The sequence below is a fragment of the Streptomyces sp. WAC00040 genome (assembly GCF_056835925.1).
In genome coordinates, this window is record NZ_JAKQZE010000004.1 from 240979 (window position 1) to 254281 (window position 13303).

Genomic DNA, 13303 nt, shown 5'->3' on the forward strand with positions numbered 1-13303 from the left:
GCGGGGGTGGGTCGGTCGGCCGCCGGTGCGGACGGTCCGCGTGCGGGCGGTCCGCGTGCGGGCGGGGCCGCCGGGTGTGGGGCCCGGCGGCCGGTGGGGTTTCAGGCGGGTCGGACGGACAGGGTGTGGCGGAAGACGCCGCGCGGGTCCCACTTCGCCTTGATGCGTTGCAGGCGGGGGTAGTTGTCCTTGTAGTAGAGGTGGTGCCAGGGCACGCCGGAGGTGTTCCAGCGGGGGTCGGCGAGGTCGATGTCCGGGTAGTTGATGTAGGCGCCGTCGCTGCCGCGGCCGGGGACGGGCACTCCTCCGGTGGTGGCGAACACGTCCCGGTAGGTGCGGCGCAGCCAGTCGATGTTGACGGTGTCGGCCTCGGGGTCCTGCCAGGTGTTCATGAAGATCACGTTGAGGACGGAGTCGCGGTGTGCGCCGGCGGTGGCGCCGGGGGGCAGGGCGTTGGTGCGGCCGCCGTAGGACTGGAGGGAGACGGAGGCGCTGTCGTTGCGGTGGTCGGTCGCGTTCAGGTGGGTGAAGAGGGCGTCGGTCTGGGCGCGGGTGAGGGCGCGGCGCAGATAGGCCGACTTGATCTTGTGGCGGCCCTTGTCGGTGTCCTGCGACTCGGCGAGCGCGACGGTCGCGGTCAGCCAGGGCTCGCTCGCGGTGTCGGTGATGTAGGGGGTGACGCCGACGCCGTCGGTCAGCGCGCCCACGTAGCGGTCCAGCAGTTCGCGGGCGTCGGGGAGGGTGCCGTCGAGGTGGGTGAAGGCGATGGCGCTCTGGCCGGGGTCGTTGTCCTTCAGCCGGCCGGGGAGCACCAGTCCGCTGTAGAGGCCGGTGTACGGGGAGGCGGGGTCGCTGTGGTCCTCGTGCCAGCGGCCGTGGTTGTGCAGGAGGCGGCCGAAGGCGGCCTGGTCCATGCCGTCGCGGGGGTAGATCACCGCGTTGGAGAGGATGGTGGCGGGCGGTCGGGGCAGCAGGTGGGCGGGGTCGTCGCCGTGGGCGTTCGGGGAGCGGAACCAGTAGCGGGTGACGATGCCGAAGTTGCCGCCGCCGCCTCCGGTGTGGGCCCACCACAGGTCGCGGTGCGGGTCGTCGCTGTCGCGGGTGGCGACGACGGCGCGGGCGCGGCCGTAGGCGTCGACGACGACGACCTCGAGCGCGTACAGGTGGTCGGAGGCGAGGCCGTGGGCGCGGCTGAGGGCGCCGTATCCGCCGCCGGTGATGTGGCCGCCGAAGCCGACGGTGGCGCTGGCGCCGCCGGGCAGGGTGACGCCCCAGCCGTAGTAGAGGCTTTTGTACACGTCGATGAGCTGGGCGCCGGCTTCGACCATGTAGGCGCGTCTGCTCGGGTCGTAGGTGACGGCGTTCATGGCGGCGAGGTCGATGACGATCTGGACGGCCGGGTCGCCGACGACGTTCTCGTAGCAGTGGCCGCCGCTGCGTACGGCGATGCGCCGGCGGCGCCTGACGGCGTCGGTGACGGCGTGGACGACGTCGGCGGTGGTGGTGGGCAGGCAGAAGGCGTCCGGGTGGGCGGTGAAGCGTTTGTTGCTGCCGCGTACCGACAGGGCCGCGTAGCGGGGGTCGTCGGGGGTGACCTGGACCGCGGGGGCGGGGGCGGGGGTCGAGGTGGTGGCGGCGCGGGCGGCGGGTGCGAGGCCGGCGGTGGTGAGGGAGGCGGCGGCGCCCGCCGTGAACGCCTGGGCGACGAAACGCCGACGGCTCGGAGCAGTCATGTTGCGCGTGCACCTTTCTGGGTGGGCCAGGGGGCGGCGGTGAACAGGTCGGTCCGTACCTGGACGGGTGCGGGGCCGAAGGCGATGCGGGAGGTGAGGTGCGCGCCCAGGGGGGTGCGGGTGAGCAGGGCGGCGGCGCGGGAGCGCAGGTAGGTGGTGGCGGGTTTGGCGTTGCCGAGGAAGGCTTTGGCCTGCAGGCGTTGGACGCGGGTGACGTGGGCGGCGGCGGGTGCCCGCAGCCGTGGGAAGGGGGCGAGCCGTTCGCGGGTGCAGGCGCCGGCGGCGAGGGCGTCGAGGAGGACGGGGTGCAAGGTGGCGGCGTCCTGCAGGGCGAGGTTGATGCCCTGGGCGCCGAGCGGGCCGTGGGTGTGGGCGGCGTCGCCGGTCAGGACGAGGCCGTCGCGTACCCATTCCTCGGCGTGGGCGGCGAACACGTCGAGCAGGGCCAGGTCGGACAGGCCGGTGAGGTGTTCGTGGATCAGGTCGGCCAGTTCGGGTACGGCGGCGGCCAGTTCGTCCCTGATGGGGGCGATGCCGCGGGCGGTGGCCGTCTGCCAGCTGCCGTGCGGCAGGGCCCAGCCGACGCGGAGCCGGTCGGGGTGGGTGTCGTGGACCAGTACGGCGGTGCCTGCGGCGCGGTGGATGCGGACGCGTCCGGTGGCGCGGCCGGGTGCGGGCAGGGTGAACCAGACGATGTCCTGGTCGAACGCCTCGCTGCGGCCGGCGTCGATGCCGGCGAGGGTGCGGGTTTTGGAGAAGCGTCCGTCGGCGGCGACGACCACCCGGGCGGGCACGGTGGTGCGCGTTCCGGCGGGGCCGGTGAACACCGCGCCGGTGCAGCGGCCGCGGTCGCCGCGCAGGGCGCTGATGCGGTGGCCGGGCAGGTGGGTGAAGCCGGGCAGCCGGTGGCAGGCGGCGAGGAGTTCTTCGAGGAGGTGGCGCTGGGGCAGGGCCAGGAGGCGGTTGTGGGGGGCGTCGAGGCGCCGGTAGTCGATGTCGAGCAGGACGCGGCCGCGTTCGAGGACCTGGAAGCCGTCGAGGGTGCGGGCGCCGCGCCGTGTCGCGGCGTCCAGCACGCCGAGTTGGTCGAGGATGCGCTGGCCGCCGGGCTGCAGGATCTCGCCGTGGAAGTCGCGCCGGTAGGTGGTCGACTTCTCGGCGCAGGTGACCTGTGTCCCGGAGCGCAGCAGCATCAGGCTCAGGGCGAGCCCGGCCGGGCCGGCGCCGACGACGAGGACGTCGGCGGGCTCGGGGGTGTGCCCGGTGGCCCTGTCCGGCCCGGCCGTTCTCACACCGCGGTCCGCGCGGACAGGGCCCGGTTGACGAGGGCGAGGTAGTCGCGGGGGGTCTCCGCCTCGTCGAGTCCTTCCTCGTCGAGGGTGATGTCCCAGTCGCGTTCGATGCGGCCGGTGGTCTGCAGCAGGGCCAGTGAGTCGTAGCCGAGGGCGAGGAAGGGGACGTCCAGGACGTCGCCGTCGAGGTCGACGCCTTCGTCGACGCCGGCGCACTCGCGCAGCAGGGTCTTCAGGTCGTCCAGTTCCAGGTGCTTCATGACGCGTCTCCTTCGTCTTCTGCGGGGGGGGTCAGTGCGGTCCGGGGCCGTGGCTGAGGACGGCGGCGGAGTTGAATCCGCCCCGGCCGCGGGCCAGGACCAGCGCGTGGCGCAGCCGGGCGGGGCGGGCGGTGGTGACCAGGTCGACGGGGCAGTCGTCGGCCAGGTCGCGGGTGTGGACGGTGGGGGGGACGACCTGGTCGCGCAGGCTGAGCAGGGCGGCGGCGACGTCGAGGGCGGCGCCGCCGGCCAGCAGGCGGCCGGTCATCGTCTTGGGGGCGGTGACCGGTACGCCGTGCGGGCCGAACAGGGCGGTCAGGGCGGCGGCTTCGGCGGCGTCGGCGCCGCGGGTGCCGGCGGCGTCGGCGAAGACGACGTCGATGTCGCCGGTGTTCAGGCCGGCGTCGGCCAGGGCCAGGCGGGCGGCGTCGGCCAGGCGGCATCCGTCCGCGGTGAGGGGGGTGTCCACGGTGGCGGGGGCGTCGAAGGTGGCCGCGTAGCCGGTGAAGGTGCCGTAGGAGCGGGCGCCGCGGGCGCGGGCGGCGGGGGCGGCCTCGAGGACGAACAGGGCGCCGCCTTCGCCGACGACGTGGCCGGAGGCGGCGGTGTCGAAGGGCAGGTAGGCGCGGGTGGGGTCGCTGACGCGGCTCAGGTGGCCGCCGGCGAGGTGGGCGGCCCATCCCCACGGGCACAGGGCGGAGTCGACCCCGCCGGTGATCATGATGTGGCTGCCCTTGCGGATCTGGCGGCGGGCGTGGGCGAGGGCGTCGAGGCCGCCGGCCTGTTCGGTGACGACGACGCCGCTGGAGCCGCGCAGGCCGTGCCGGATGGAGATCTGGCCGGTGTTGACGGCGTAGAACCAGGCGAAGGACTGGTAGGCGCTGACGTGCTGGCCGCCTTTGCTCCACAGGGCCTGCAGTTCGCGCTGGCCGAATTCGAAGCCGCCGGCGGAGCTGGCGGTGACGACGCCGGCTTGGTGGGCGGGCAGGGCGGCCGGGTCGCAGCCGCTGTCGTCGAGGGCCTGGCGGGCGGCGGCCAGGGACAGGCGGGTGACCCGGTCGGTCTGCGGCAGCAGCCGGCTGGGCAGGTGGTCGGTGTCGACGAAGCCGTCGACCTCGCCGGCGATCTTGACCGGGTAGCGGGCGGCGTCGAAGCGGGTGAGGGGGCCGATGCCGCTGGTGCCGGCGAGGACGGCCGCCCACCAGGCCTCGGTGCCCAGCCCGTTGGGTGCCATGACGCCGATACCGGTGACGGTCGCGGCGGCGGGCCGGCGGACGGGGTGCGCACCGGTGTGCGTCGCCCCGGGCGCCGGGGTGGGGGTGGGGGTCGTCTCGCCGGCGGGGGCGGGGTGGGGGGCCAGTGCCGTGGTCATGCTGCCTCCTGAAGGCGCGGCCGGGTCAGGACGATGGCGCTCTGGAAGCCGCCGAACCCGCTGCCGACGCTCAGGACGGTGTCGGTGCGCTGTTCGCGGGCGGTGAGCGGGGTGTAGTCGAGGTCGCAGGCCGGGTCCGCCTCGTGCAGGTTCGCCGTCGGCGGCACGGTGTTGTGTTCGATGGCCAGGGCGCTGGCGGCGACCTCCAGCGAGCCGATGGCGCCCAGGGAGTGCCCGATCATCGACTTGATGGAGCTGACCGGGACGCTGCGGGCGTGGGGGCCGAGGCTGCGTTTGAACGCGGCGGTTTCGTGCCGGTCGTTCTGCTTGGTGCCCGAGCCGTGGGCGTTGATGTAGTCGACGGCGGTGGGATCCAGCCGTGCCTCGTCCAGGGCCGCGGTGATCGCCTCGGCCATCTCCGTGCCGTCCGCTTTCAGACCGGTCATGTGGTAGGCGTTGCTGCGGCCGGCGAACCCGGCGATCTCCGCGTACACGTGCGCGCCGCGGCGGCGGGCGTGTTCGAACTCCTCCAGGATCAGCACCGCGGCGCCCTCGCCCAGGACGAATCCGTTACGGGTGCGGTCGAACGGCCGGGACGCGGTGGCCGGGTCGTCGTTGCGGGGGCTGGTGGCCTTGATGGCGTCGAAACAGGCCACCGTGATCGGCGAGATGGGCGCCTCGGTCGCGCCGGCGACCATGACGTCGGCGCTGCCTTCACGGATGAGGTCGACGGCGTGGCCGATCGAGTCCAGACCCGAGGTGCAGCCGGTCGACACCAGCGACACCGGGCCCTGCGCGCCGCTGGCACGGGCCACCTCGGCCGCCATCGAGCTGGGCACGAAGTAGTCGAACAGATGGGCCACGGCCCGGGTGTGGTCCACCTCCCAGGCGGAGCCGTGCTCGCTGACGACGGCGTACTCCTCGTCGAGGGAGGTCGTGCAGCCCACCGCGCTGCCCAGGGTGACACCGGTGCGCACCGCGTCCAGCGCGCCCGTCAGCCCGCTGTCGGCGAGCGCTTCCCGGGCGCTGACCAGCGCGAACTGGGCGGCCCGGTCCAGGCGGGCGGCCTCGGCGGGGCTGAAACCGTGCGCGGCGGGGTCGAAATCGGCCTCGGCCGCGATCCGGGAGCGGTAGGCGGACGCGTCGAACAGGGTGATGTGCCCGGTGGCGGTACGGCCCGCGGTGAGCGTGTCCCAAAAATTCCGGGTGCCCACACCGCCGGGAGCGACGACGCCTATGCCGGTGATGACGACCCGTCTCATCGGTAGTCCCTCACAGTTGTCCTCCAGATAGGGGCTCGGTACACCGCACGGCACGGCAGACACACCCGCCACACCCCCGCTCCGTGGCGGCGGCCGCCGCAGCCCGGGCCGGCCCGGGCTGCGTTTCGGCTGCCGTGTGCACAAAACCGTTCATGGGCACCGAGCCTCGCGGACAGGCCTGGAGAACGACTCGAACCGGCCACTCCCCTTTCTGACCGCGCGGCCCACCGCCCGGCCACCCCCGTTCCGGTCGGGTTTGCGCGGCGAGCGGGTGTGTCGAGGCGGCCTCGTGTACGGGAGTGGCGGTACCGAGCGCAAAGGGGGGGCGGCGGGCTGCCGCGGGGTGCCGGCCGGCGTACCCGGGGGCTTCCGCCGCCGGGGGCGCGTTGTGGCGTACCGCCGGCTGGTCCGGGCACGCCCCATGCCCCGGCACACGCCTTGGGCCACCAGCAGCCGTGGTGGCAGCGGTGGCCCGGGGGTGGCGGTGACGACCGGCGGCGGGTGGTGGCCGGCGGTCCGTCGAGGGGAGGGTTACTGCGGGGGGTTGCCGTGCTTGCGGGAGGGCAGGTCGGCGTGCTTGGTGCGGAGCATGGCGAGGGACCGGATGAGGATCTCGCGGGTCTCCGCCGGGTCGATGACGTCGTCGACCAGGCCGCGTTCGGCCGCGTAGTAGGGGTGCATCAGCTCGGCCTTGTACTCCTTGACCATGCGCGTCCGCATCGCCTCGGGGTCCTCGGCATCGGCGATCTGCCGACGGAAGATCACATTCGCCGCGCCCTCCGCGCCCATCACCGCGATCTCGTTGGTGGGCCAGGCGTAGGTGAGGTCCGCGCCGATGGACTGCGAGTCCATCACGATGTACGCACCGCCGTACGCCTTCCTGAGGATCAGGGAGATGCGGGGGACGGTGGCGTTGCAGTAGGCGTAGAGGAGTTTCGCGCCGTGGCGGATGATGCCGCCGTGCTCCTGGTCCACACCGGGCAGGAAGCCGGGCACGTCCAGCAGCGTGATGATGGGGATGTTGAACGCGTCGCACATCTGCACGAAGCGGGCGGCCTTCTCGGACGCCTCGATGTCCAGCACCCCGGCCAGCGACTGCGGCTGGTTCGCCACGATGCCGACCACCTGCCCGTCCAGCCGGGCCAGCGCGCAGATGATGTTGCGGGCCCAGCGCTCGTGGACCTCGAGGAAGTCGCCGTCGTCGACGAGTTCCTCGATCACCTGGTGCATGTCGTAGGGGCGGTTGCCGTCCGCCGGCACCAGATCCAGCAGGACCTCCGAGCGGCGGTCGGCCGGGTCGCCGCCGGCGGCGGCGGGCGGGTTCTCCCGGTTGTTCGACGGCAGCATCGACAGCAGGTAGCGGACCTCCGCGATGCACGTCTCCTCGTCGTCGTAGGCGAAGTGCGCCACACCCGAGGTCTCGGCGTGCACGTCCGCGCCGCCCAGACCGTTCTGGGTGATCTCCTCACCCGTGACCGCCTTGACCACGTCCGGCCCGGTGATGAACATCTGCGACGTCTCACGCACCATGAACACGAAATCGGTCAGCGCGGGACTGTAGGCCGCGCCGCCCGCGCACGGGCCCAGCATCACCGAGATCTGCGGGATCACCCCCGAGGCACGGGTGTTGCGCTGGAAGATCCCGCCGTAACCGGCAAGCGCCGACACGCCCTCCTGGATCCGGGCCCCCGCACCGTCGTTCAACGACACCAGCGGCGCACCCGCCGCGATCGCCATGTCCATGATCTTGTGGATCTTCGTGGCATGCGCCTCACCCAGCGCCCCGCCGAAGATCCGGAAATCATGCGCGTAGACGAACACCGTCCGGCCCTCGACCGTGCCCCAACCGGTGATCACACCATCGGTGTACGGCTTCTTCGCCTCCAGCCCGAAACCCGACGCACGGTGCCGGCGCAGCTGCTCCACCTCACGGAACGAGCCCTCGTCCAACAGCAGAGCGATCCGCTCACGGGCCGTCAGCTTGCCCTTCGCATGCTGCGCCTCGGTCGCCTTCCCACTCGGCCCCCCAAGCGCCTGCTCACGCAGCGCGTGGAGCTCGGCCACCCGGCCACGTGCGTCGGTGGGCCCCGCGTCGGCGGGGATGTCCTTCGGCATCACCACGACTCCTCGTCCCTTTCTCTTCGACCGGGGGGGCGGCCGGCCGCCCCCGTCCGGCGGCGCACCGTTGGTGGGGTGTGCCGCCGGGGGCGGGGGTGGCGATGGCCGGTCCTCGCCCGTGAACCTGTGTGCGGGCGGGTGGTCATCGCCAGCTGTGCGGTGCGCGGAAGGCGCCGGCGGGCTGCCGGCGCCAGTACGCGCGGGTGTGTGTCGTGTCCGGTTCCCGCGCAGGGCGGCGGGAGGCGAGCAGGGAGAACAGCGTCGCGGTGACGGCGGCGAGTTCTTCGGCGCTGGCCACTCCGCGCTCGATGCGCAGGAGGGCCGCGGTGTCGTCGGCCGGTGTCATGTCGTTCCCCTATTCCTTCGGCGGTACGGCTGCGGTGACGGCCCGGACCCCGTCCGGACCCCGAGGCCCCGAGGCCCCCCGGGCCCCCGAGGTCCGGCGGGTCCCGGCGGTCCCGGCGGTCCGGCGGGTCCCCGGGCCCGAGGGTCCGGGCGGGGTAGCAGGGTCCGGTCCAAGCCCCGGTGGGACCGGGGCTCAGACCCGGGGCCCGGACAGGGCCCGGACCGGCCCGCGTTGGGCCTTGGTAGGGCCCGGGCCGGGGCCCGCGCCGGGCCTTGGTGGGGCCCGGATCGGGTCTGGGTGGACCGGTGGGCAGGGTGGGTGCGGGTGGGGTCGGGAGGTGGTCGGTCCGGCCGGTGGGTGCGGTCGGGGTCCGGTCTCCGGCCGGACCCGGCCGGGGGGTCGGGCCCGGGGTCGGGCCTGGATCGGGCGGGGGGGTCGGGCCCGCCGGGTGAGGTCGGGCCCGGATCGGCGGGGGCAGGGGGGGGGGGGGCTGGGGGTTGCCGGCCGGTGGGTGCGGTCGGGGCGGGAAAGGGGCCGGCGGCACCGTTGGCGCCGGTCCCGTTGGCCGGGCCCGCGCGGCGGGGCCGGGAACGTGCGGTGAGCCGGGTGGCGTCAGCCGGTCCTGCGGCGGTGGAAGGTGCGGCGGCCTGCGGGGCCGGCAGTGTGGCGGGCCTTGACGCGGCCTTCTTCCTGGGCCGCCTCGGCGAGGGAGTTGTGCTCCTTGCGTTCCAGCGCCTGCCGGAACCGGCGTTTTGCCTCCTGGGCGGCCTCGTTGCGCTCGGGGGTATCGGTCATGGATGCCTCCTGGGCTGGTCGGCGGCGGCGCGGGCGGCCCGTCCCGGCGGCGGGGAGAGGGACCCCCGCCCGGCCGGGCGGCCGGTGCGCCCAGCCCACCGCGCCCCGCTCGAGAACCGGTCGACGTTCGCTCGCAATGCCGCCGCGAAGCCCCTGGCCCGCCCGGCCCCGCCGGAGCCGTTCCCGGCCCCTTTCCCGCCGGGCGCAGCGCCTCGCGGGCGGCGGGCGTGCCCGCCCCGGCAGCGGTAGCGCGGTGGTGGGTGGTGGGCAGACGCGGTCGGCCCGCCTTCGTTCCGGGGCGGGATGCGCACCGGGACGGAGGCGGGCGGCGGGGTGGGGCTGCGGCCGGGATGCGGAGCCGGGGCCAGGAGGGGCGCCGACGGGCGGGGGGTGGGGGGCGGCCGTCGGGGATGGTCTGCCTGCCGGGTTCGTGGGTGCGAAATCGCGCACGCCTTCACCGCGGCCCACCGGCCGTTGCAGCCACGGCCCGCAGCGGAGCAGCCGGACACTCCACGAGTACAAAACAGGGCGGACGGTTTGCCCATACGAGACCGTTGGTGCCGTTTCTGTGGCGGGCGGGGTGCCGCACCGGCCTGAACCGTCGGGCGGGAGACGGGGAAAGCGGGGCAGTACGGGCGGCCGGGCGCGGGTGGCACCCGACTGGACGCGGGGCACCAGCAAGAGCGGTCTGCTACGGGGCGGTGGTGTCCTGCGGGACGGCGGGGACGACGGGCCGGCCCGGGACGGTGGGCCGGCCGGGGACGATGGGCCGGCCGGGGGCGAGGCGGGGCAGCATGAGTTCCCAGAAGCCGGTGATCCTGGGCGCGGACAGCCATTCGCGGTCGGCGGCGCCGAGCACCTCGAAGCCGACGGTGGCCGCGACGACGGCGGGGGCGGCGCCGTGCGAGGACAGGCCCTCGGCCAGGTGGCCCTCCCGCTCGGCGTCGTGCAGCATCCGCTCGACCCAGGCCCGCCACACCCCGCGCAGGTCCGGGCCGCCGGCCCGGGAGACGTCCGCGCTCAGGTCGAACCCGGCCCGCACCACCACGTCGTCGGCGAGCGCGCCCATCAGCGCGTGGGTGGCGTCCACCAGCGCCTGCAGCGCCCCGCCCGGCGGCGCCGGGCGGGGCGAGGTGATCCGCCCCAGCCGCTCGGCCGCCTCCTGCTCCACCGCCCGCGCCAGCGCGTTCTTGTTCTCGAAGTGGAAGTGCAGCGCCCCGTTGCTGACCCCGGCCCGGGCACTGATCAGGGCCAGCGAGGCGGGCGCGAACCCCTCCCGCGCGAACACCTCCGCCGCGGCCCGCACCAGCGCCTGCCGCGTGCGGACCGCACGCTCCTGCTTGACCATCGCAGCGATCCCCTCACCGACGGACGGCGGACCGCACACACGCCCCGCCCCTGCGCCCACCCCGCACGACGGACGACCCGGGCACCGGGCGGCACACGCCATGCCCCGCTCCCCACCGGCCGCGGGACGACACCCAAGATTAACAAACCGCTTACGCGGTTTGTAAGTAGGGTGAGGGGATTCCGCTCCCCGGGGGCCCGAGGCCCGGCCCCGACCCCGGCCACCCCCGGCCGGCTCCCGCCTGCGCCTCGGCGCCCCCGGCCCCGGCCTGCTCCGCAGCACTTGCCCTGGCCCGGGGCCGGCCGGGAGGTCCCCTCGCGATACGCGGAACGGCCCCGGACACCCGCCGCCCCCGCGGGGATGTTGCTCTCAGGGGTGCCGCCCGGGGCTGCGGCCCAGCCCCGGGCGGGCGGCGACCGACAGGCCGGGGACGCCGGGCCGGGGGTCAGGAGCAGCGTGCACCGGGACCGGCCGGTCCGGGCGCGGTGGTGCGCGGGGGCCGGCCGGTCACCGGCGCGGTGGGGGTGCCCCCCGTGCCGGCGGCCGGCGGGCGGGGCCGGGCGGGGTGTGCGGCGGTCGGGCGGCGCGCAGCGGGGTGTGCGGGGCCGGTGGTGGGTGGCTGGGCGGAGGGGTCGGGTCAGGGGGTGGGCGGGGTGGGGGGTCCGAGGTGGACGGGCAGGGTGCGGTAGCCGCTGATGATGAACGACTCCAGGGGTTGCAGTTCGGCAACGGGGCGGGCCAGGCGTATGCGGGGGAAGCGGGTGAAGAGCGCGGACAGGGCGATGGTGGCCTCCAGCCGGGCGAGCGGGGCGCCCAGGCAGTAGTGGACGCCGTGGCCGAAGGCGACGCTCTCGCCGTGCGGGCGCAGCAGGTCGAAGGTGTCGGCGTCCTTGCCGTGCCGGGCGGGGTCGAGGCCCGCGGCGGCGAAGGACACGATGATCACGTCGCCCTTGCGGATCAGGACGCCGTCCAGGTCGATGTCCTCGACGGCGAACCGCAGGGGGATGTAGGCGGCGGGGTTGTGGGTGCGCAGGGTCTCGGCGATCACGTCGGACCAGTCGGCGCGGCCGGTGCGCAGGTGCTCCAGCTGGCCGGGCAGGGAGAGCAGGGCGGCGACCGCGTTGCTGATCAGGTTGCTGGTGGTCTCCTGCCCGGCGCCGATCATCAGGTTCAGGGTCGAGATGAGTTCTTGTTCGCTCAGCCGTTCACCGCCGTCGCGGGCGGCGATCAGGGCGGAGGTCAGGTCCGGGCCGGGCTCGGCGCGCCGGGCGGCGACCAGACGGGCCAGCAGCTCGGTCACCCTGTCCTGGGCCCTGGCCATCTCGTCGGCCGGGACCGAGGTGCCCAAGGTGGTGTCGATCGCCGCGCACAGGGCCTGCCGGTCGGGCCCCTCGACGCCGAACAGTTCACAGATCACCCGCATCGGCAGCAGCTTCGCGAACGCCGTCCGCAGATCCACCACCCCCTCCCCCGCCCCGCCGCCCGCGCCGGCGTCCGGGCCCGCGCCGGCGTCGGCGTCGGCGTCGGCGTCGGGGGTCATCGCGTCCAGCAGGGCGGCCGTGATCCGCTCGATCCGCGGCGCCAGCTCACGGCTGCGGCGCGCGGTGAACGCCCCCGCCACCAGCCGCCGCAGCCGGGTGTGTTCCTCCCCGTAGGCGAACAGCATCGTGGGCGCGGACACCCAGTGATACAGCGGCCACTGCGGCGTGATCCGCCCCTCGACGAACGCCGGCCAGTGCCGGCCGGCGTCCTTGGAGACCCGTCTGTCCGTCAGCAGCCGCTTGAGCGGCTCGTGTCCGGTCACCGCCCACGCCCGGACCCCGCCCGGCAGCACCACCCGCGCCGCCGGCCCCCGCTCCCGCAGCAACGCCGCCTCCCCCGCCAGATCACGCCCCGTCACATCCAGCACATACGGGCACCCCGTCCCGTCCGCACCCGCCCCCGCATCCACACCCGTCTCCACACCCGCATCCACACCCACGTCCATGTCCGACTCCCCTTTCCGTCCAGGCTTCTTCGGGCCGCGCCCACGGCGCGCACCGCCACCCTGCCCAACCCCGCACCCCCGCACCCCCTCGACCCGCCCCCGGGCCCCGAGGGCACCGACCACACGAACCAGGGCCGGCCGGCACAACCAGCCCCCGACCGCCGCCCGGCGACCGGACGTGCAGCACGGCCCCCCGGGCCACGGACCGGTGGGCACGCACCGGACAGGGCGCCGGCGGCCCGGACGCGGGACCGGCGACGGGCCACGGTCGGCCAAGGACGGCACGACGGCCCGACATCCCGCCGCGGCTCGGGCGGGGGACATGTCCATGTCGCACCCGCGGGTCGTGACGGCCACCCTCGACTCGCTCTCGGGATCGCGGGGACGGCGACCGGGGTGACGGGCTCGAGGGCAACGCGGCGGGCGGCGGCCTTGCCGGCAGACGGACTACGGACCGAAAGGTGACCGGAGGAGGCCCCACCCCCGGGCCAGGGCCGTGCCCGCTGCGGCCCCGGGGCCGCAGCAGCGGGCACGGCTACGGGGCGGACACCACGGCGAACCACCGGCCGAAAGCCACCGTTGGACAGCGCCCGCACGCCGGCCGGAGCAGGTGGCCCGAGCACGGCACGAGGCTGCGATCGCCCGCGGACCCCACAGGGCACGACGCGGCCTACACCCCCGCGGCCCCCGACGGCAGGCACGACCGCGGCCTACACCCCCGCGGCCCTGCCCTACGAGACCGGCTTCAACCACTGCTTCCACGGCAAGGAGGGGACGGCTACGGCAAACC

General features: G+C 75.0%; 10 protein-coding genes. All 10 read right to left on the minus strand.

The annotated features are described in order from the left end of the window. Window positions 1–101: 101 nt before the first annotated feature. Window positions 102–1733: an FAD-binding oxidoreductase gene (locus tag MDN94_RS31575; RefSeq protein WP_482729270.1), complete on the minus strand. Its 1632-nt coding sequence runs from the start codon at window positions 1731–1733 to the stop codon at window positions 102–104. After that, window positions 1730–3025 (minus strand): FAD-dependent monooxygenase, encoded by a 1296-nt coding sequence (locus MDN94_RS31580; RefSeq protein WP_482729271.1) that lies wholly within the window; start codon window positions 3023–3025, stop codon window positions 1730–1732. Before MDN94_RS31580 ends, MDN94_RS31575 begins: the two co-directional genes overlap by 4 nt. Next, a complete protein-coding gene (locus tag MDN94_RS31585; RefSeq protein ID WP_441267327.1) occupies window positions 3022–3285 on the minus strand; it encodes an acyl carrier protein in 264 nt (87 codons plus the stop codon). Before MDN94_RS31585 ends, MDN94_RS31580 begins: the two co-directional genes overlap by 4 nt. A gap of 31 nt (window positions 3286–3316) precedes the next feature. Further along, entirely contained in the window at window positions 3317–4657 is a 1341-nt protein-coding gene (locus MDN94_RS31590) for a ketosynthase chain-length factor (protein WP_482729272.1), read from the minus strand. Then, complete coding sequence (locus MDN94_RS31595) at window positions 4654–5919, minus strand: beta-ketoacyl-[acyl-carrier-protein] synthase family protein (protein WP_482729273.1); 1266 nt, start codon at window positions 5917–5919, stop codon at window positions 4654–4656. Before MDN94_RS31595 ends, MDN94_RS31590 begins: the two co-directional genes overlap by 4 nt. A 531-nt stretch (window positions 5920–6450) precedes the next feature. Beyond that, window positions 6451–8034, minus strand: a complete 1584-nt coding sequence (locus MDN94_RS31600) for an acyl-CoA carboxylase subunit beta (protein ID WP_482729274.1) — start codon at window positions 8032–8034, stop codon at window positions 6451–6453. 145 nt (window positions 8035–8179) lie between these two features. Continuing rightward, a complete protein-coding gene (locus MDN94_RS31605) occupies window positions 8180–8383 on the minus strand; it encodes an acyl-CoA carboxylase subunit epsilon (protein WP_482729275.1) in 204 nt (67 codons plus the stop codon). Between the two features lie 612 nt (window positions 8384–8995). Beyond that, window positions 8996–9178 carry a DUF5302 domain-containing protein gene (locus MDN94_RS31610; RefSeq protein WP_482729276.1) on the minus strand — a complete coding sequence of 61 codons (183 nt, stop codon included), beginning with the start codon at window positions 9176–9178 and terminating at the stop codon, window positions 8996–8998. Window positions 9179–9869: 691 nt separating this feature from the next. Next, window positions 9870–10526 carry a ScbR family autoregulator-binding transcription factor gene (locus MDN94_RS31615; protein ID WP_482729277.1) on the minus strand — a complete coding sequence of 219 codons (657 nt, stop codon included), beginning with the start codon at window positions 10524–10526 and terminating at the stop codon, window positions 9870–9872. Window positions 10527–11163: 637 nt separating this feature from the next. Then, complete coding sequence (locus tag MDN94_RS31620; protein ID WP_482729278.1) at window positions 11164–12513, minus strand: cytochrome P450 family protein; 1350 nt, start codon at window positions 12511–12513, stop codon at window positions 11164–11166. Between the last annotated feature and the right edge of the window lie 790 nt (window positions 12514–13303).